Source organism: Spongiibacter marinus (assembly GCF_016906995.1).
Lineage (GTDB): Bacteria > Pseudomonadota > Gammaproteobacteria > Pseudomonadales > Spongiibacteraceae > Spongiibacter > Spongiibacter marinus.
Window position 1 is genome coordinate 1 of the sequence record NZ_JAFBBD010000004.1, and the last position, 19648, is coordinate 19648.

The 19648-nt window shown below is 56.4% G+C and carries 18 protein-coding genes; 2 read left to right on the forward strand and 16 right to left on the reverse strand.

What is annotated here, in order from left to right:
* The first annotated feature begins 137 nt into the window (after positions 1-137).
* The gene (locus HNR64_RS06610; RefSeq protein ID WP_204995751.1) at positions 138-422 is read left to right on the forward strand and encodes a YebG family protein; all 285 of its coding nucleotides are present in this window, start codon (positions 138-140) and stop codon (positions 420-422) included.
* 54 nt (positions 423-476) lie between these two features.
* Here HNR64_RS06610 and HNR64_RS06615 read toward each other — a convergent pair whose 3' ends face one another.
* On the reverse strand, positions 477-3572 hold the full coding sequence (locus tag HNR64_RS06615; protein WP_204995752.1) for an efflux RND transporter permease subunit: 3096 nt from the start codon (positions 3570-3572) through the stop codon (positions 477-479).
* Entirely contained in the window at positions 3562-4671 is a 1110-nt protein-coding gene (locus tag HNR64_RS06620; RefSeq protein WP_204995753.1) for an efflux RND transporter periplasmic adaptor subunit, read from the reverse strand. The genes HNR64_RS06615 and HNR64_RS06620 overlap by 11 nt, the downstream gene beginning before the upstream one ends.
* Before the next feature lie 110 nt (positions 4672-4781).
* Between HNR64_RS06620 and HNR64_RS17455 the strand changes: the two genes are divergently transcribed.
* Complete coding sequence (locus HNR64_RS17455) at positions 4782-5399, forward strand: TetR/AcrR family transcriptional regulator (protein WP_204995754.1); 618 nt, start codon at positions 4782-4784, stop codon at positions 5397-5399.
* Here HNR64_RS17455 and HNR64_RS06630 read toward each other — a convergent pair.
* The 14 genes from HNR64_RS06630 to truA form a co-directional block, all read right to left on the reverse strand.
* The gene (locus HNR64_RS06630) at positions 5387-5917 is read right to left on the reverse strand and encodes a mechanosensitive ion channel domain-containing protein (RefSeq protein ID WP_204995755.1); all 531 of its coding nucleotides are present in this window, start codon (positions 5915-5917) and stop codon (positions 5387-5389) included. The two genes, HNR64_RS17455 and HNR64_RS06630, sit on opposite strands and share 13 nt — an antisense overlap.
* 14 nt (positions 5918-5931) lie before the next feature.
* A complete protein-coding gene (locus HNR64_RS06635) occupies positions 5932-7881 on the reverse strand; it encodes a transglutaminaseTgpA domain-containing protein (protein ID WP_204995756.1) in 1950 nt (649 codons plus the stop codon).
* Positions 7878-8846: a DUF58 domain-containing protein gene (locus HNR64_RS06640; protein WP_204995757.1), complete on the reverse strand. Its 969-nt coding sequence runs from the start codon at positions 8844-8846 to the stop codon at positions 7878-7880. Before HNR64_RS06640 ends, HNR64_RS06635 begins: the two co-directional genes overlap by 4 nt.
* A gap of 2 nt (positions 8847-8848) precedes the next feature.
* Entirely contained in the window at positions 8849-9775 is a 927-nt protein-coding gene (locus HNR64_RS06645) for an AAA family ATPase (RefSeq protein WP_204995758.1), read from the reverse strand.
* Complete coding sequence (locus tag HNR64_RS06650) at positions 9765-10976, reverse strand: O-succinylhomoserine sulfhydrylase (RefSeq protein ID WP_204995759.1); 1212 nt, start codon at positions 10974-10976, stop codon at positions 9765-9767. Before HNR64_RS06650 ends, HNR64_RS06645 begins: the two co-directional genes overlap by 11 nt.
* A 12-nt stretch (positions 10977-10988) precedes the next feature.
* Positions 10989-12509 carry an amidophosphoribosyltransferase gene (gene purF / locus HNR64_RS06655; protein WP_204995760.1) on the reverse strand — a complete coding sequence of 507 codons (1521 nt, stop codon included), beginning with the start codon at positions 12507-12509 and terminating at the stop codon, positions 10989-10991.
* Positions 12510-12542: 33 nt separating this feature from the next.
* Positions 12543-13064, reverse strand: a complete 522-nt coding sequence (locus HNR64_RS06660; RefSeq protein ID WP_051171142.1) for a CvpA family protein — start codon at positions 13062-13064, stop codon at positions 12543-12545.
* 66 nt (positions 13065-13130) lie between these two features.
* The gene (locus tag HNR64_RS06665) at positions 13131-13700 is read right to left on the reverse strand and encodes an SPOR domain-containing protein (RefSeq protein WP_204995761.1); all 570 of its coding nucleotides are present in this window, start codon (positions 13698-13700) and stop codon (positions 13131-13133) included.
* Between the two features lie 92 nt (positions 13701-13792).
* Positions 13793-15085 carry a bifunctional tetrahydrofolate synthase/dihydrofolate synthase gene (folC, locus tag HNR64_RS06670; protein WP_204995762.1) on the reverse strand — a complete coding sequence of 431 codons (1293 nt, stop codon included), beginning with the start codon at positions 15083-15085 and terminating at the stop codon, positions 13793-13795.
* A 15-nt stretch (positions 15086-15100) separates the two neighbouring features.
* Positions 15101-15973 (reverse strand): acetyl-CoA carboxylase, carboxyltransferase subunit beta, encoded by an 873-nt coding sequence (gene accD / locus HNR64_RS06675; protein WP_027873910.1) that lies wholly within the window; start codon positions 15971-15973, stop codon positions 15101-15103.
* A gap of 50 nt (positions 15974-16023) precedes the next feature.
* Positions 16024-16845, reverse strand: coding sequence for a tryptophan synthase subunit alpha (gene trpA / locus HNR64_RS06680; RefSeq protein WP_204995763.1), 822 nt, complete (start codon positions 16843-16845; stop codon positions 16024-16026).
* Between the two features lie 12 nt (positions 16846-16857).
* The gene (gene trpB / locus HNR64_RS06685; RefSeq protein ID WP_204995764.1) at positions 16858-18081 is read right to left on the reverse strand and encodes a tryptophan synthase subunit beta; all 1224 of its coding nucleotides are present in this window, start codon (positions 18079-18081) and stop codon (positions 16858-16860) included.
* Positions 18082-18717: a phosphoribosylanthranilate isomerase gene (locus HNR64_RS06690; protein ID WP_204995765.1), complete on the reverse strand. Its 636-nt coding sequence runs from the start codon at positions 18715-18717 to the stop codon at positions 18082-18084. It abuts the gene before it with no gap.
* A gap of 43 nt (positions 18718-18760) precedes the next feature.
* Positions 18761-19648, reverse strand: coding sequence for a tRNA pseudouridine(38-40) synthase TruA (gene truA / locus HNR64_RS06695; protein ID WP_239547683.1), 888 nt, complete (start codon positions 19646-19648; stop codon positions 18761-18763).

Consider the following 19648-nt stretch of genomic DNA (forward strand, 5'->3'; position numbering starts at 1 on the left):
GCTGTTGCAACTGAACCGGTGACTTACGAGAACGTCGTTGTGAGGAAGGCTAAGGAGGAATAAATGAGAGGTGGAGCTAAATGGATACCCCTTATACATATACAGTTATAAAAAATCACTACAGCAAGAGGTGAACCATGGCGGTTGTAGCCAAGTGGATGTGCGACAGGGACAACACGATGTTTGACAGCAAAAAAGACGCGGACGCTTACGACAAAATGCTCGAGCTCGCCGAGCAATTTACCGCGCTACTACAGCGTGAAGTTCCCGGTGTAGACGATGCCAAAGCGGAGAATTTCGGTATTTTACTCGCCAAAAATAAGGATGCACTCGTTCAGGCCTGCAAGGGCAAAGTCGAAGCCTTAGAGACCTTGTCGCAAGAACAGGACAACAACGTTCACGCATTGGCCCAAGGTCAGTGAAAAAAGCCTAGCGGCTGCCATCAATACAGCCGCTACCCCTCTCCTTCGCACACACTAAAGCGGCGCTGACAGCTGTTCTTTAGGCTCGGCTTTCAATTCATCCTCAGCCAAGCCGGGGAAGTATTTCATCAAGTAAGGACGACGCAGTACCAGAAAGCTGGTGGGTACGAAGACCAGCGAAAGAATAGTGGTCAACACCGTGCCGCCAGCAAGCACCACCGCAAAGGGTGGCCAAAATGTTCCCTCAGCGATCAACAGCGGGACGAGTCCGGCGACCGTGGTAATTGTCGTCGAGGAAATGTGACGCGTACACTCAGAAACGGTTTCAACAATCTCTGCGCGATTGCCCGCCATCGCCAGCGGCGATGCCTTTAGCTCCGTGAGAATAACAATCGCCGCGTTAACCGCCAGCCCCATCAGCCCCATCAGACCGATGATCGCGGTAAAACCGAAGGGATAACCCGCCAACCACAGACTAAAAATACCCAGTCCCGCCGACTGAAAGGCCACTGCAAACACCAGTGCCGACAGGCGGAAAGAATTGAAAGCCATTACCACGGTCACGATCAGCAACACCAAAATGATGCCAACGCTGCTCATCAGCTTACCAACGGCCCGGTTGCGACCCTCGGCCTCTCCGCCGATCTCCAGCTCGTAGCCCACTGGAACGATAAAGTCGTGCTCATCCAGGGACTGGCGCACCGCCGCTAACACCACCGCTGGCAGTACGCCGTCGCGAACATAGATTTCAACCTTGTTCATTCGCCGACCATCGCGCCGGGTGATCTGGGCTTGCGCGGGACGCAGTTCTGCGCTGGAAATCGCCGACAATGGCCGCGACCCCGTCGGTAAAATAAGGGGGAAGGACAGGAAACGGTCGACACTGGTTTCCTTCACACCCGCCCCTGACACCCTAACCGGCAGCTGCTCACTGCCATCGAGTAAACTGCTGCTAATAACACCATCGACACTTGCCGCGAGCAGTTGTGAAACATCTCGCAGCCCAACCTGACTGCGCTGCGCCTCGCTCTCTTCCACGTCCAGCCACAATTTCGGCACCACTTCGCCGAGAGAGTCTCGCACGTGCACAACATCATCGAGGTCTAGCGCAATACGCCTCACCTCATCGCCAAGGCGTTTTAGCTGTGCAATATCGCTGCCGTATATACGCAGCTCAACCGGGGCAATGGTTGGCGGCCCCTGGCCCAAACGCCGAACAATTGTCTGATACTCGGGAAAGGCCTGGTCCAGCTCATCTTGCAGCACTGAAACAAGACGGTTTGCATTGGTTGGGTCACTAACCGTTGTCATCGCCTGCGCGTAATTTGGCGTGCCGTCGCGATTATCCAGCAGGTTGTAGTAAAACGAAGGAGCACTGCGCCCAACAAACCAATGCAGGGCCTCAATCTCACTGTGGCTATTGATCCACTCGGACATCCGCTCAGTGGCGCGCTGGGTTTCGCGTATGCCGGTACCTGCCGGTAAATACACCTCGATATCAATCATGTCTCGATCCGAGGGCGGGAAGAATTGCTCGGGCAGGGTTTTCAACACCATAAAGCCAATAAGCGGGAGCACGCAGCACAGCAATGCCACGCGTCGCGGCCACATCAGCGCACGACTGAGAAATGCTCGAAACCAGCGGTTGATGGCCGACGACGACATTCCCGGCGCCTGCTCGGCAGACAGCCAGCGCCCGGCGATAGGCGCGATGATAAAGAGTGAAATAATCCAGCTACCGAACAGCGCAAAAATCACCGAGTTCGCCAAGGGCCCAATAAATTCGCCAGCGGAGCCCGGCATCATGGCTATCGGCATAAAGGTCAGCATGGTCGTTAGCGTGGAGCCCAGCAGCGGTACCCACAAATGTTTAAATGCCTTAACCGATGCCGCAACCGCCGAATAGCCGGATTCGCGATAGCGACGCACCATATCAGCGACAACAATGGCGTTGTCGACCATGATGCCCAGTGCCACGATTAAGCCCGTTACCGACATCTGGTGAATGGGCAAACCGCTGATATTCATGCAGGCCAGCGCGTATAGCATGGTCAGCGGTAGCGACAAAGCGACGATTACCGCCGAGCGCCAGCCCAGGGTAAATAGCAAAATGGAGAAGATAAACAAAAAGCCCAAGGCGATATTGCTGACTAACTCGCTGAGCCTCGCACTGGTATAGCGCTCCTGGGAAAACAACTCTTCAACAACAATTTCATCGGGGAGATTCTTGGTGAATTCCTGCAACTCGTGGCGAAGATCCTCGGCCCACAAATCCCCGCGCACGGTTGGCAGCATTCGCACTGCAATGGCGATACTCCGCTCGCCATCAATAATCGCCAGCTCGCTGGGCACCACCGGCTCACCGCGATAGACCCTGGCAATATCTTGCAACTGCAACGAGCCACCATCAGCCAGGGTCAACAGCGGTGTGCGACGAATGCGCTCGATCTGATCGAAGCCACCCAGTAGCTCCATGGACAGACGTTGCTTATCGCTCACTAACTCACCGGCGGCCGTTTTTGCATCGCTATTGCCCAATAGCGCGGCAATTGCGGGCACGTCTAGACCCACAGCGCCGGCCTTGATCACGTCCACCTTAACCTGAACTTCCTCGGCCGGTGCCCCCCACAACTTAACAATATCGGTACCGTGAAGATTGCGCAGATGGCTGGCCAATTCTTCTGCGTAGCGCCCCATCCGCAGTAAATCCGCCTGCCCTTCCCCCTGCCAGCGAAGGCTACCAATCCAGGTAAAGGCGTAGTTGCGCTCATGATCCAACTGCGGTGGCGCCGCATCAGCGGGCAGATTTTTCGCTGCCTTTTCCAGCTTGTCGCGAACTTCAGACCACAGGCGGTCGGTATCGTCGGGCTTTACTTCATCGGCAAATTCAATACTGATCGCGGCAACCCCGGATTTGGCCGTGGAGTCCAGGTGGTTGATCTCCGGGATGCTGCGCAGCTCGGTTTCTATCGGCTCGACAATCAGTGTTTCAACTCGTTCGGCACTGGCCCCGGGCAGGCTCGACAACACAATTCCGTGACGATTGCCAAAACGCGGATCTTCCAGCCTGGGCAGACTGGCCACCGCCGCCAAACCGGCGACGAGGACCAACGCAACGCCGAGGGCAATGTAGCGCGGATTATTCAGCATCGACACTCTCCTCGCCCTGCCACAGGGTGACCTTTTGCCCCGGCGCTAAGCGGTGCGTGCCGGCCTCAACAAGCTGGTCGCCATTGTTAAGTTCAGCTTGCACATAGACGCGCCCGCGGTATTGGTACAGAGGCTGCACCGAACGTTTGCGCAGGTGGAATTCACCCTTGTCATCTTGGCTCACCTGATAGACCGCCCATGTACCGCGCACATCACCCAGCAGTGCACTCATCGGCAGCCAGAATCCCGCGCTTTTGCGCACGACCGGCAAAATCAAATGCACGGTCTCGCCATCAACGAGCGGGGTGTCGTCCACCAACTTCACGCGAATGCTGCGAGTCTGCGTTCGCCAATCCAGGTTTCGCGACACCGACAACAGCTTTACCGCCCACAGTTGAGAGCCCCGCCTGATCTGCATCTCCTGGCCGAGAACCAGGTCCCTGCCGAGCTGGTCGGAAACCCCAAAGACGGCTTCGTTATTGCCCGTTTCAACCAGCTGCATAACCGCCTGGCCCGGGCCAACGACCACTCCCTCTTCAATTTGAAGTGAGGCAATCTCGCCGTCAAAAGGAGCCAGTAGCCGCGATTTTTGCAAGCGTAGCTTTACGCCCCGCAATTTTTCTTCCACTTGATTCAGCTGCGCGCTGGTCGCCCTTTGACGGCTATTGATATCGTCCATCTGCCCAGCGGACACATACCCTTTTTCCGACAGAGCGGTGAATCGCTCCAAGTCCCGTTTAATCTGCTGCAAGCGTGCCTGAACTTCTAAGCGAGCAGCCCTCAGCTCGCCCTGCTCGATACGCAGCGCCTCGGTATCGAGTTCGGCCAATACCTCGCCGCGCATTACTGGCTGGCCATTTTCGACGTGTAAGGTCACCACCCGCCCGGCAAATTCAAAGCCAATATCCGCACGCTGACTACCCACAACGCGCCCGGCAAATAATCGCTGTACCTGGTAACTGTCTTGGCGTTCCACCACCACCGTTTTCACCGGATGCGTGTTCGCCATCGTGCAATCCGCCGCCAACATCAGCGATACGCCCATCAACAACGGCAGTAATACACTGGTCAGGCGGCAGGGAAAGTTCGGATATAACATAGGGCGGAACTCTAATTAGACTCGGTAGTCTAGAATATAGGGAAATCAGACTGGACTGTCTAGTCCATTTTGGTTACGGTATTTCAACAATCTAAAGTAAGGCCTAAGAAGTGAGTCAAGAGAAAAATCGCGGTCGCAGTAAGAGCGAGGAAAAACGCCGCTTAATCATTGATGCGGCAGGCGACCTATTTATGGAGCAAGGCTATGAAAATGCCAGCATGGACGGTATCGCCAAGCTCGCGGGCGTCTCTAAGCAGACGCTCTACAGCCATTTTGGCGGCAAAGAGCAACTATTTAGCGCCGCGATTGAATGCAAATGCGAGGAGTACCAACTCGACTCCAGCCTGAGCAACACCGACAACAACTACCGAGACAGCCTGCAGGAATTTTGCGAGCAGCTTGCCCGCCTACTGGTAAGCCCTGAGGCCTTGCAGGTTTTCCGTGTATGTGTGGCAGAGGCTGACCGCACAGAGGTCGGCAACTTGTTTTGGCAGGCAGGCCCTGAAAGAATCCGCAATCAACTGCACGTTTTTCTGAATAAACAATGTCAGTTGGGCAATTTGGTTATTCCCAATATCGACCAAGCCTGTAGCCAATTGATTGCCATGCTCCACGGTGAGGCTCACGCCTGCGCCCTACTCGGCATGCCCTGCGATGAAAGCAATAGAGACCTGTCGAATTACAGCCGCGCCTGCGTTGATATGTTTCTCTGCCGCTACGAGGCCTGATCGTCCTCTTTCAATGCCTTAGGCGGCGCTACCCACCCCGGCGGTAATTTAATCACCGGCTTCTGCAATAGCGCGCTATTCGGGTAGGTGATCGTGCCACCGTCGTCGCGCCGAATCAGCACATGGAACGAGGCAATTTCCACTATCTCGCCGGAAATATCTTCATCGGCATCAACCACCTTTACTCGGTCGCCAACCCGGTACGGGAAGGCAAAGAAGATAATCACCCCCGCCGTTAAATGACTCAGAATCGACCACTGAGCAAACAGGGCAATACCAATTACTGCGAGCACAGAACTGAGGAAGATATACACCTGGTGATACCCCAGGCCCAGCACGAAACATGCCGCCAATATAGAGAGAAGCACCATAGAAAAGTTGAGTAGCTTGCGCAGCGCAAACACTCGGCGGCTCGCTATCGAGCGCCGCTCAGCAAAATCGTCCACCAGTCGATTAAGGGCTCTATTGAAATAAATAAGGGCCACAACCACAGCAATGGCCAACAGTGCCTTAAGCATTTGCTATTTCCTTCTCACTGAGTTTTTTTCGGGCGCTTTAATGCCCGCAACTGGGATAACGCGTCACTGTCTCGGCGGTACTGACAGCGCTCAAAGGCGCTGCTAAACGCGGCAAACCACGGCGCCCACTCCGGTGCTTGCTCACCGACCCGCCGAGAAAAAGCAGCAACCGTTTCCCCTGGCTCACGCCGCAGGCCCGTTCGCCGAGCCAGTCGCCGACACGCCGTATGATAATAACGCAATGCCGGCTCGCGGCGAGACGCACGCCAGGCGGGTTTGAACATCATTAATGCCACAAGTGCCATCGGCAATGCACCAAATATCAATAAACCCACCAACATCCGCTTAACACTGATCCCTCCCATCAGCGACGACAGCACACCACTCTGACGCTCGCTATCGTAATTCAGCACCCAATTTGCCCATGCGTAGTTCACGCTATCCAAGTACAGCCGTATATCCCGCGCCCAGTCAAAGCGTCGCAAAGACAGCGGTGATTTACCGAGAAAGCCCTGTTGCGCACTCAGCATAGAATCTGCACCCAATGCCACACGATCCGGCGCGACTGTCGATGTTGGATCAATTCGCTGCCAGCCTCGCGCTGGTAACCATACTTCGGCCCAGGCGTGGGCATCACTCTGGTGAACCAATAAATAGTTGTCGGTGGTATTGACCTCGCCACCTTGATAGCCCACTACCAGCCTTGATGGCACACCGGCGGCGCGCATCAAGAATACAAAGCTGCCGGCGTAATGCTCGCAAAAGCCCTGCCGGCTCTCAAAAAGGAACTCGTCGACATTGTCCCGCCCCAATAACGCCGGCTTGAGCGTATAGTCAAACGGGCTATCCCTAAAATACCGCAGCGCGGCAGCGACGCGATCAGCAGGGTCCGGGTATTGTCGCGCCCACTGCAAGGCCAGTTCCCGCGCTCTTGGGCTATCGTTCCCGGGCAGTCGCAGGTTTCGCTGCAATACACGATTGCTGGCCTCGGTTCGCGGTTGCGTCAGCACAGAATCCACCACATACTGAAGGCGCCCGGTCAGCGGCGCTTTTGGCAACCACTGATAGGCGCCAGCGTATCGAATATCATCCCGGTTTACCCGCGCGACCGGCAAGCTGTAAAGCCACTCATGAGCCCCCGGCTCCAGCGTGACCACGTAGCGCTGTCTCTCCCCTTGTAAAGGCGGTGGTGGTGGCGTTGTCAGTCGCCCCATGCGGTTGACCGTCCACCGCTGGGAATCGTAATTTTCAAGCACCAATCCGCGCCAATAGCGCTGCGACGGGGGAGGTAATTGGCCGCCTTCAAAGCGCACACGAAAGGCTAATGCAGCGTTTTGACTCAGCTCCGCAATATCCCCAAAACGCAGCTCATCCGACATACCGGTCTGGGCCTTTGCGCTAGGCAAAGGCATGGACCACAGCGGGCCAATGCGCGGAAATACCAAAAACAGGAAGAGCATTAGCGGTAAGGCCTGGATCAACATCAGCGCTGAAAGGCGCACACTCGCGGCAATAGCAGGCTTTTCTCGATACAACATTTGCTGGGCAGCAAGTATCGCCAGCAGTTGTAAAACGGCAACGGGCACCGCGTTGATCTGCTGCTCGAAAAGAAAGCGGCAGGCAACCACGAAATAGCACAGCAGCAGTACCAACCAGTGATCGCGGCGCTGTTTCAGCTCCAGGACTTTGAGAATGACGGCCAGCACCAGTGTTGCCACCATTGGCTCTAGCGCTAACCACTGGCGATATTGCAAGTAAATGCCCGCGACAGAGAACACCACCAAGCCCACTTTCACCAGTGCCGACGGAAAGCTCCAAGCCGCTGTCACAATGCGCCAATACCACCACGCCACCGCGCCCCAGACCAAGACCATCCAAATCGGTATGGTTGGCGCCAAGGGCGCAATCGCGGCGAGCTGCGCCAGCAACAGCCACATAACAGCGGGGGCAGAAGTTCTGGTCACCGGCCTGCCTCTGCGGGATAAATGGCCAGTTCGCGCAACACCGCAGCGAGATGGGCAGGCCCCTGGCCCGCCGAAATATCCGCGGTCGGTAAATGAAGGGAAAACGGTAACTCTCGGCGGTCACATTCCAGCGCCCAGGCACACAGCGTGCTCAACCGATCCTCCACCGCCAATTCGGGCAAACTCTCCCAATCCAACGATAGGTCATCGGCCCTGCTCTCTTCGTAGCGCTTGCTAAACAAGCCCTGTCCTTTGGCATATGCCTTCCAAAAAATACGTCGCGGCGATTCACCCGGCTGGTATCGTTCGAAACCGCTGAACTCGTCGCTGTCACTGCGCATATCGAACACCTCTCCGTGCCCATCACCGCGCGCGCTGCTGATGAGTGGCCGCAGCGCTCTCGGGCGCGGGTACACCAAGCAGTGCCAGTCCAGAGCCGGCATTGCCCAGCAACGAATCACGCCCAATGGGTAATCAGAGCGAACTTGTATGCGGCCGGGATAGAGCCTCCCACGGCGCGGTGCCGGACAGGGCACCCTAATTTCAACGCCCTCGCCTTTGGCTAACTCGCTCACCTGCTTGCGTTGCTGGGGGAAACCAACCTGCAACTGGAAGCGCGGGCGTTGCTGGCTGTTGATATGAACGTGAAAATGCGCGGTATCACCAGCGAAAACCGGTTCACAGGCACCCGCCCGAATCTGCAAACCCGACAGATTGGTGTAGGTGTGCAGAATCACCACTAAGAACAAGCTGAACAGCAGGAATGCCAGCGCAAAAATAAGGTTGTTTTGGTAGTTAATGGCCAGCAGTAGCAAGCCCGACAGCATCAGTAAAAAACCGAGACCTGCTGAGGATGGGAAAATGAAGATCTTATTCTGACTCAGTACCCACGCGTTGCGCCGGGGGTTTCGCTTATCCAGCCACGCCTCGAAGCGTCGCTGAATTGCCGAGCGCAATGCTGACATGGCTAGGCCAGTACCGATACCTGCGCGAGCATCTTTGCAACCAGCTCGGCGCCATCGGCATTGCTATCTGCTGCAGGCTGCAAACGGTGCGCCGCCACCGGCTCTAACACAGCCTGCACATCGTCGGGCAGCAGGTAGTCCCGACCCTCGAGCAAGGCCCACGCCTTGGCACACTGCAGCAGGGCGAGACCAGCGCGCGTCGAGAGACCAAAGGCTATTTCGGCATCCTGACGGCTAAAAGCGATGAGGCGCTGAATGTAGCTGACGACGCTACTGCGCACCTCCACTTGTTTTACCAATTCCTGCAAACGCTGTATTTGCGCGTCATCGAGGCAACTTGGGAGCGTCGTCAGCATCTCTCTAGGGTCACCGCCCTCCAGTAGCTGTCTCTCGGAGCGCTCGTCGGGATAGCCGAGAGAAATACGCATTAAGAAGCGGTCAAGCTGGGACTCGGGCAGCGGAAAAGTGCCCGACTGAAACCAGGGGTTCTGCGTTGCAATAACGAAAAAGGGTTTCGGCAACGAGCGCGTTTCCCCTTCAGTGGTCACCCTGCCCTCTGCCATCGCTTCCAACAGCGCACTCTGGGTTTTAGGGCTCGCCCGGTTGATCTCATCAACGAGCAAAAACTGGGTGAATACCGGGCCGGGGTGGAAGTGAAAGGCGTTACTATTGCGGTCAAATACCGACACGCCAAGAATGTCCGACGGCAGCATGTCACTGGTAAATTGCACTCTGCGGTAAGCCAAACCGGTCACCGCCGCAAAGGCCTGAGAGAGCGTCGTTTTACCGACACCAGGCAAATCCTCGACCAGCAAGTGTCCGCCGGCAAGCAAACAACACATTGCCTGCTGTATCTGCCGATCCTTACCCAGCAGAACGTTTCCAATCTCTGCGCGCGCGGCGCTCAGCTGTTCCAGATCAGACGGCATCTAGCCCTCTCTGCAAATCGGCCTTGAGATCGGTAAGCTCTTCCAGGCCCACGGCAAGCCGGATCAAATTGTCACTGATGCCGCTCTCGGCGCGCTGCGCGTCACTGAGACGGCCATGAGTGGTGGTCGCTGGATGAACAATCGTGGTCTTTGCATCACCCAAATTGGCGGTGATTGACACCAAACGGGTAGCATCGATAAAGCGCCAGGCGGCATCGCGCTGCCCTCTCACGGTGAAAGACAATACACCACCAAAGGCTTTTTGTTGCTGCGCTGCAAGTTTGTGCCCTGGGTGCGAGGGCAAACCGGCATAATAGACCGTTTCAATCTTATCTTGCTGCGCTAACCATTGCGCCAATGCCAGCGCACTCGCACTGTGCGCCATCATACGCAGACGCAATGTTTCCAGGCCTTTTAAAAATACCCAGGCATTGAAAGGGCTCATTGTCGGGCCGGCGGTGCGGATAAACCCGAGGATCTCATCCATATGTTCGCGGCGCCCAACCACAGCGCCACCTACGCAACGTCCCTGGCCATCGAGATATTTGGTCGCCGAATGCACAACGATATCTGCGCCCAGGGCCAAGGGCTGCTGTAGCGCAGGGGTGCAGAAACAGTTGTCGACCACCAGCAAACTGTCGCTCGCTTTTGCAAGCGCTGCCATCGCCGCAATATCGGCGACTTCGGCCAAGGGGTTGGAGGGCGACTCCAGAAACAACAGGCGAGTCTGTGGGCGAATCGCATCGCGCCACGCGTCCATATCCAGCGGCGAAACAAAGCTGGTTTCAACGCCAAGCTTGGCCATGTACTTGCTCAGCAAGTTGGTAGTGGTGCCAAACACACTGCGCGAGCAAACGATGTGATCGCCGGCTTTTAACAGTGCGATACAGGTGCTGAGAATCGCTGCCATGCCCGACGAGGTCGCCACAGCCGCCTCACCACCTTCTAGCGCGGCAATACGCTCTTCAAATGTGCGAACGGTGGGATTGGTATAGCGGGAGTAGACATTGCCTGGCTGCTCACCGGAAAAGCGCGCAGCGGCTTCCGCCGCAGAGGCAAACACATAGCTGGACGTGGTAAAAATAGGCTCGGCGTGCTCACCTTCAACGGTGCGGCGCTGCCCCGCCCTGACAGCCAGGGTGTCCAACTCGCACTCAGCGAGCACATCGAGGCGCTGCTGTTGGTAATCCGCTTCTGTCATAGTTGGCGCTCCCTACGACACATCGTTGTGTAAGCCTACCAGGGCACCATCGCCCACCGCCGCGTTACGCGCAGTTTGCTTACTGTCGTTGCGATCGGCAGCCAATTTATCCAGATAGGCCTGGTCGACATCACCCGTGACGTAATTGCCGTCGAATACTGCGCAGTCAAAGGCGTCGATGTTGGGGTTGCCCTCTGCGGAACACTCCACTAGGTCATCCAGGTCTTGATACAACAGCCAGTCCGCCCCTATCTCCTTTTCGATCTCCTCAACGCTGCGGTCATTGGCGATCAGCTCCTGCGCCGATGGCATGTCGATACCGTAAACATTGGGGTAACGAACCGGTGGCGCTGCCGAGGCAAAATACACCTTGCGCGCACCCGCATCTCTGGCCATTTCAATAATTTGCTGGCAGGTGGTACCACGCACAATGGAGTCGTCTACCAGCATCACGTTCTTGCCTTTGAATTCCAGGCCAATGGCGTTGAGCTTCTGTTTAACCGACTTCTTGCGCGCGCTCTGGCCCGGCATGATGAACGTACGACCGATATAGCGGTTCTTCACCAAGCCTTCACGGAATTTAACGCCGAGAACCGAGGCCATGGATTGGGCAGCAATACGGCTGGAGTCTGGAATGGGTACGACAACATCAATATCGTGATCCGGGCGCTCGCGCAGAACCTTCTCAGCCAGGCGCTCACCCTGACGAAGGCGCGACTTGTACACCGATACGCCATCCATGATCGAGTCAGGTCGGGCAAAGTATACGTGCTCAAAGATACAGGGGCGGCAATGCGTCTCTGTCGCGCATTGGCGAACGGTGATCTCACCCGCATGACTTATGTAGACGGCTTCGCCGGGCGCAACATCGGCCACCAGCTGAAAACCCAGGGCATCCAGAGCCACGCTTTCCGACGCGAGCATGTACTCCTTGCCCTGTGCGGTTTCACGCACGCCGTAAACCAGGGGGCGAATGCCGTTGGGGTCGCGAAAGCCAACAACGCCGTAGTTTGCGATCATTGCCACTACCGCATAGCCACCACGGCAGCGTTTATGTACGCCCGCGACCGCAGCAAAAATATCGTCGTCGCTGGGCACCAGTTTGCCCAATTTTTGCAGCTCGTGAGCAAAGACATTAAGCAAAACCTCCGAGTCTGACTCCGTATTCAAGTGGCGGAGGTCCGACTGGAATAACTCTTGCGACAGTTGCTCAGAGTTGGTCAGGTTACCGTTGTGGGCCAGGCTAATGCCGTAGGGTGAATTCACGTAAAACGGCTGTGCCAGCGCCGGGCTTGAACTGCCCGCTGTTGGGTAGCGCACATGGGCAATCCCCATAGTGCCCACCAGGCGCTGCATATGCCGCGTGTGGAAAACATCTCGCACTAGGCCATTGCCCTTGCGCTGGTTCAAGCGGCCATCCTGGCAAGTAACGATGCCCGCAGCGTCCTGGCCACGATGCTGGAGTACAGTCAGGGCATCATAGAGATCCTGATTGACGTTGCGTTTGGCGACGATGCCAGCGATACCACACATGCAGCCTTACCTCGTTGTTGCATATTGGTTAAATTAGCGGTGAGCATCCCACAATGAGGACACCCAGCCGACGAGATCGTGAAAACTTTGTTCAGACCAGTCTCTCATCAATAGAAACTCAGGAATCAGTGTCGACTCCTGCCACCATTGGTCGTTTTCAATGCCGGTGAGTAATGACGGCAGTAGCACCAGGGCCGCAAGCACCACAATCATTCCTCTGGTGGTGCCAAAAATCATGCCCAACAGCCGATCGGTGCCGCTCAAACCACTGCGTTTAACGACTTCGGCAATCAGGTGAGTCGCCAGGCTCCCCAGTACAAGCGCCCCCGTGAACAACAGTACGTAAGCGAGAATATCGCGCAGGTACGGCTTATCGACCAGAGGTGCCAACACCTCGACCATTTGCATGTGGAATGCAACGGCAATAAAAAAGGCGACCGCCCATGACACAAGGGATAGCGCCTCGCGGACAAAGCCGCGCAGTAAGCTGATCAGTGAAGAAACAATGACGACAGCAAGGATGGCCCAATCAGCCCAATTAAAGCTCGTCAGCACCGCGTGCGACTCCAGCGACCCGTGAAGGGGCGAATTCTACCAAGCTGTGCAGCCCAGCCCAAGCGTTTATCCTTCAAAGCGGCTGAGTATCGACTTCAGCGAGAAGCGGCGGTTGATTTCCGCTTGCAAGGCCTCGGCGCGCTCACGACTCAGAGCCGGCCCGACAAGCACTCGATAAAGCGTTCTATCGCCGCGCTTCAAGGGCTCGCTGTAAGCTTTATAGCCGCCCTTGCGCAGGCGCTGCACAAGATTGTCAGCGTTACTTTGCTGGCCAAAACTGCCACATTGAATCACCCAGGCAACAGGCAAGCCGCGTGCTTCCTTACTGGGTTCAGCGGGCGGTGTTTTGCTAACGGTTGGCGCGGCTGGTTTGGCAGCCGATGCAGTTGGTGCTGGTCGGCTATCGGTCGCTACTTTCTTTTTAGTTACTTCGTTTTGCGATACCGGCGGTCGCTCTGGCAGCGCCGCTGCCGCTTTTACACCATCGCCACTGTAGCGACCATCGCTGGGCTCGAGCACTTGCTGCGGCTCAACGATCGGCGCCAACGCCGAGGGGATATCTTTGGGCTTCTGGGGCTCTTGGACTTCGGGGGCCTCAATGCGCGGCGCCGGCGGGATTTGTGTACTGCGATCCAATTTGTACTCGGCGGGCCCCGTAAAGAGTAGCGACCAAAGTATCACGCCACCACAAAGCAAAACCAAAGTTCCAACTAATCGCTGTCTCATCATTAGTGCAAAGTCTCAACAAAAGCGGTAGCAGGCATCGCTTGCATAACCGCCGAAACGGTAAAGAACGAGCCGAATACGACCAAACAGTCCCTGTCACACAGCGTCGCCCGAATAGCAGGTAAGGCGCTGGCAACATCACCAACAGTGTGTACTGCAGCGCTATCAACACCTTCATTTAACAAGTGACGCGCCAACACAGCTGGCGCCATCGCCCGCGCTATGCCAGGTAATTCCGGCAAGTACCACTGATCAATATAGGGGCTTAGCTCCCTCAAGCTCCCCGCTATTTTTTTATCTTCCATCACCGCCAGCACGGCTGTGCACTTGCCACCGTTGGGCATGTCGGCCAACTGCTTGGCCAAGCGCGACAGGGCCGCTGGGTTGTGGGCAACATCGAGCAGCAAACCATGCTCACGCAAGGGCAGCACTTCCCCGCGGGCAGCGATGTGAACCTGCGCTAAGCCCTCTCGAATCGCCGTTTCACTGACCGGTAGTTCAAACAGACAAACAGCTTGCAGGACTGCTGCCGCGTTGTCCAACATCACCGGCGGTAGCGGTAGCGATCGCAGCAAGCGCTCAGAGCCATCTCGTCGCTGCCCCCGCCAATGCCAGCAATCTGCGGCCTCTTCGAAGAAAAACTCACTGCCCCGAGCGTAGAGCGGCGCATTAAGTTGCTGCGCAATATCGACGACCGCCGCACTGCTGCGCGGATCACCGAAGATCAGCGGTGTGTTCTCCCTGGCAATGCCGGCTTTCTCGCGAGCGATGGTTTCTCTGTCATTACCCAGCCATGCTTCGTGGTCGAGATCCACGGAACTGATCAAAGCGAGATCGGCATCGACAATGTTGACGGCGTCCAAGCGCCCTCCTAAGCCGACTTCAAGAATCAGGACATCCAGCTGAGCGTCGGAGAAAAGCTGCAGCGCAGCCAGGGTGCCAAATTCGAAAAAGCTCAGCGACAATGAGCCGCTAGCCCGGTCGACCTTGTCGAAAGCTCGCACAAGAGCGGCATCTGCCACCTCTTCACCATCAATACGAACCCGCTCGTTATAGCGCAGTAAATGCGGTGAGGTATAGGCCCCCACCCGGTAACCCTCTGCCTCCAATATTGCCGACAACAATGCCACACAGGAGCCTTTGCCGTTGGTACCGGCAACGGTGATCACGGGCATGGTGAGCGCAAGATTCATTTGCTGAAAGACCGCTGAAACGCGGTCTAGGCCGAGGTCAATCTGGCGAGGGTGCTGCGCCTCCATCCATTGCAACCAATCTTGCAATTGCACAAACCGCATGGGGCGCTTACCTGTTTAGTTTTGGTAGAAGGTGAGGTTACCCAGCACTCTGGCAAGGGTGTCGCGCATATCTGCACGACGAACAATCATATCGATGGCGCCATGTTCCAGCAAAAACTCGCTGCGCTGGAAGCCCGGCGGGAGTTTTTGACGAATGGTCTGCTCGATGATGTTCGGCCCAGCAAACCCGGCGCGAGCGCCCGGCTCTGCCACATTGATGTCGCCAAGCAGTGCCAAACTGGCAGAAACACCGCCATAAATTGGATCGGTCATTACCGAGATATAGGGCACGCCATTTTGCTTGAGGCGCTCAAGTACGGCACTGGTCTTCGCCATTTGCATCAAAGAAATCAGTGCTTCCTGCATGCGCGCTCCGCCAGATGCGGAAAAGCACACCAATGGACGACGCTCTTGCAGGGCGATGTTCGCAGCCTGAGTGAACTTCTCCCCCACTGCCGAGCCCATCGAACCACCGTGGAAATTAAACTCGAAGGCCACCGTCACAACAGGTACGTCCTTCACTGTGCCTTTATAGGCAATAAGAGCGTCTTTTTCGCCCGTGCTTTTCTGTGCCGCGGCGAGGCGGTCTTTGTACTTTTTCTTGTCTTTGAACTTCAGGCGGTCAACGGGCTCGATGCCGCTGAGAATTTCTTCGCGACCCTGCTCGTCCAAAAACAGCGCGATCCGGCGTCGGGCGCCAATGCGCATATGGTGGTCGCACTTCGGGCATACATCCTGATTTTCTTCAAGCTCAGGCCGGTATAACACCGCCTCACACTTTACACACTTCTTCCACAACCCTTCTGGAACAACACCGCCCGACTTCCGCTTTTCCGAAGGATCTGAACGGCGCACCCCTGAGGGCAGAATTTTATCAACCCAGCTCATTGTTATTTCCTGTCTGTTATCGTGCTTTTAGTTTTTACTGTGGCACCGCTTCAAACGTCGGCTACCGCATCTATGGCTTTGCGAATATCGGCGATCAGTGACACCGCCTCCGCTATTTGTTTGTCAGTATCTGCAGCGTTATCCCATTTGGCAAGACGGTCCACCAGCGCACTACCAACCACAACGCCCTCACACAAGGGCGCAATCGCCGACGCAGACTCACCGTCTTTAATACCGAAACCAACGGTTACCGGCAGATCGCTATGCTGGCGAATAAGCTGCATTTGCTCACGCACGCTGTCTATGTCTAAGTGACCCGCACCAGTGACGCCCTTTAAGGACACGCAGTACAGGTAGCCACTCGCCAAAGCGGCCACTTTCGCAACGCGCTGATCGCTACTCGTTGGCGCCAGCAAAAAGATGTTATCCATACCAGCGTCACGCAACAACTGACTGGTTTCTCCGGCTTCCTCCGGCGGCATGTCAACGGTGAGCAGCCCGTCAACGCCTGCCTGCTTGGCGCGCTCGGCAAACTGTGAGTAACCCATGTGCTCAACCGGATTGGTGTAGCCCATCAACACCACGGGGGTGTCCGCGTTGGTTTGGCGAAACGCCGCCACCATGTCCAATACTTGGGAGAGCGACACATGGTGTTCCAACGCGCGCTCGTGAGCCAGCTGAATGGTAGGCCCCTCAGCCATGGGGTCTGAAAATGGTACCCCCAGCTCAATAATGTCTGCACCGCTGTCGACCAGCGCATGCATCAGCGAGACCGAATGTTGCGGCGCAGGATCACCCGCAACAATATACGGTACCAGGGCTTTAGCACCGCGCTCGGCAAGTTGTTCAAATACTTTCGCTAGACGACTCAATGTCCTTCCCCGTCAATCAATTCCAATGCCGTCAATGCCGGCTACCGTATGAATATCCTTATCTCCGCGCCCGGATAAGTTCACCACAATGCTTTGATCTGGGCGCATTGTTGCGGCCAGCTTCTCCGCGTAAGCGATGGCGTGGCTGGACTCCAGTGCCGGCATAATACCTTCAACTAAGGTGAGCTTACGGAAGGCATCGAGCGCTTCATCGTCGTTAATTGCCACATAATTAACGCGGCCAATGTCTTTCAACCATGAGTGCTCAGGGCCAACACCGGGGTAATCCAAGCCGGCAGATACTGAGTGCGTATGAATAATCTGTCCGGCCTCATCCTGCATCAAGTAGGTGCGGTTGCCGTGTAATACCCCCGGAGTGCCATCGCTGAGCGGCGCCGCGTGCTCACCGGTGGCAACGCCGTGCCCACCCGCTTCTACGCCGTACATCGCCACGGTTTTATCATCGAGGAAGGGGTGGAACAAGCCAATGGCATTCGACCCACCGCCGACACAGGCCACCAGGGCGTCGGGCAGTTTGCCGGTCTGCTCGAGGTGTTGCTCACGCGCTTCGCGACCAATGACCGATTGAAAGTCGCGCACCAGCATCGGATAAGGGTGCGGGCCGGCCGCCGTACCGATAATGTAAAACGTATCATCTACATTAGTAACCCAGTCGCGCATCGCTTCGTTCATCGCGTCTTTAAGCGTGCGTGAACCCGATTTAACCGAGATCACTTCGGCACCAAGTAACTTCATGCGATACACGTTCAGCGCCTGACGACGAATATCCTCTTCGCCCATAAATACCTGGCATTCCATGCCCAGACGGGCCGCAACGGTAGCCGAGGCGACACCGTGCTGGCCGGCGCCAGTTTCCGCAATCACGCGCTTTTTGCCCATGTACTTGGCAAGCAGGGCCTGACCGATGGTGTTGTTAACTTTGTGAGCCCCGGTGTGGTTTAGGTCCTCACGTTTCAGGTAGATCTGCGCCCCGCCGACTTCACGAGACCAGCGCTCAGCGTGATACAGCGGTGATGGTCGACCTACATAATAGGCAAGATCGCGATCGAACTCCGCCCGAAACTCAGGGTCCTGGCTCAAGCGCTGGTAATTCTCAGCAAGTTCATCCAAGGCAAAAATCAGCGTCTCCGACACAAAACGGCCACCATAAGGGCCGAAATGCCCCTCCGCATTGGGGAACTGGCTAAAATCAACGTGCTCTTGCTGCTTACTCACTCAATACTCCCGTCGGTCTGCTTCTGCGACCGCTTGAAAAAACTGCCGAATACGCTCGGCGCACTTAACACCGGGCGCACTTTCCACTCCGCCACTGACATCCACCGCCCAAGGACGACAACTTGCAATCGCCGCGCCGACGTTTTCACTGTTCAAGCCACCGGCTAACAGCAGCGGAAACGCCCTTTGCGTTGGAATCTTTTGCCAGTCGAAGACCTCGCCTGTGCCGCCTGGAACGCCCGGCTTATAGCTGTCGAGCAGAATGGCTCGGGCGCCGCTGTAACTTGCGGCAACACCACTCACGTCCATCCCTTCTCGCATTCGCAGTGCGCGCATATAAGGGTGTCCCAGCGATTCACAGAATGCCGGCGACTCATTGCCATGGAACTGCACAAGGTCGAGTGGACACACTGCCAAGGTGTCTCGCAACACCTCAATCGGTGCGTCGACAAACAAGCCAACGCTGGTAACAAAGGCGGGCAATTGCGCAATGATGTCAGCAGCCTGTTCAGGGCTCACTGACCGTGGACTCTTTTCATAAAAAACAAAGCCCAGCGCGTCTGCACCGGCGTTAACAGCGGCTTGCGCGTCTTCAAGCCGGCGAATGCCACAAATTTTTACGCGGGTTCGAAACACTCAGATTCAGCCAAGCTATTAAAGGCTGGAAATACTAGCAAATTTACGGCCTGTCTGCCGCAAATTCAGCACCGAATGAGCGGATAAATTCCGGCCCTGGCGATAGTTGAGGGAGGTCAAACTCGGAAGGGTAATTCACATCTACAAGATACAGGCCGTGGGGTTTAGCCGTAACGCCCCCTTGACTGCGATCTCGACTGGCAAGCACCTCTGCGGTCCAGCCAACGGGCTGCGCCCCACTCCCCACCGCCACCAAGACGCCGGCGATATTGCGCACCATGTGGTGAAGAAAGGCATTGCCCTGAATATCTATCACAACGTAACGGCCGTGGCGGCTTACGTTGACGTAATGGATATTGCGCATCGGGCTGTGAGACTGGCAGGACGCCGCGCGAAAAGCGCTAAAGTCCTGTTCACCCACCAACACTTGCGCCTCTCGATGCATCAACGCTTCGTCTAATGGCACATCGATATGAGTAACGCCGCCCACCAAGTGCGCGGAGCGCCGCAATTGATTCAGAATTACATAGCGATAACGGCGTGCAGTTGCGGAGAAACGGGCATGAAAATCACCGGCGACAGGGCGCACCCAACGCACAGCGATATCAGTGGGAAGCAAGGCATTACATCCCGCGTGCCACGCCTTAACACTGCGCCCCACCGGGGCATCGAAATGAACGACTTGGTGACTGGCATGAACGCCCGCATCGGTCCTACCCGCGCAAATCACGGTTACCGGGCTAGCCGCAACGGAAGACAGGGCCGACTCCAACGCGTCTTGAATGGTTGCAACCTTTGGCTTGTCCTGGCTCTGCCAACCCCGATAAGCGCCACCTTGATATTCCAGCGCCATGGCTATGCGCGTTCCTTCAGGTAGCGTTTCGGTATCGGCGCGCTCGAATGCTTGCGGCTCGAAACTAGGGGTGCTCAA

Coding starts and splice junctions, on each gene's coding strand:
- purF (WP_204995760.1), bottom strand. CDS start 12,509: ATGTGTGGTATCGCTGGCATCGTCGCCAAACGCAACGTCAATCAGGAT.
- accD (WP_027873910.1), bottom strand. CDS start 15,973: ATGAGCTGGGTTGATAAAATTCTGCCCTCAGGGGTGCGCCGTTCAGAT.
- folC (WP_204995762.1), bottom strand. CDS start 15,085: ATGCGGTTTGTGCAATTGCAAGATTGGTTGCAATGGATGGAGGCGCAG.
- HNR64_RS06640 (WP_204995757.1), bottom strand. CDS start 8,846: ATGTCAGCATTGCGCTCGGCAATTCAGCGACGCTTCGAGGCGTGGCTG.
- HNR64_RS06615 (WP_204995752.1), bottom strand. CDS start 3,572: ATGCTGAATAATCCGCGCTACATTGCCCTCGGCGTTGCGTTGGTCCTC.
- HNR64_RS06650 (WP_204995759.1), bottom strand. CDS start 10,976: ATGACAGAAGCGGATTACCAACAGCAGCGCCTCGATGTGCTCGCTGAG.
- HNR64_RS06645 (WP_204995758.1), bottom strand. CDS start 9,775: ATGCCGTCTGATCTGGAACAGCTGAGCGCCGCGCGCGCAGAGATTGGA.
- HNR64_RS06630 (WP_204995755.1), bottom strand. CDS start 5,917: ATGCTTAAGGCACTGTTGGCCATTGCTGTGGTTGTGGCCCTTATTTAT.
- HNR64_RS06620 (WP_204995753.1), bottom strand. CDS start 4,671: ATGTTATATCCGAACTTTCCCTGCCGCCTGACCAGTGTATTACTGCCG.
- HNR64_RS06610 (WP_204995751.1), top strand. CDS start 138: ATGGCGGTTGTAGCCAAGTGGATGTGCGACAGGGACAACACGATGTTT.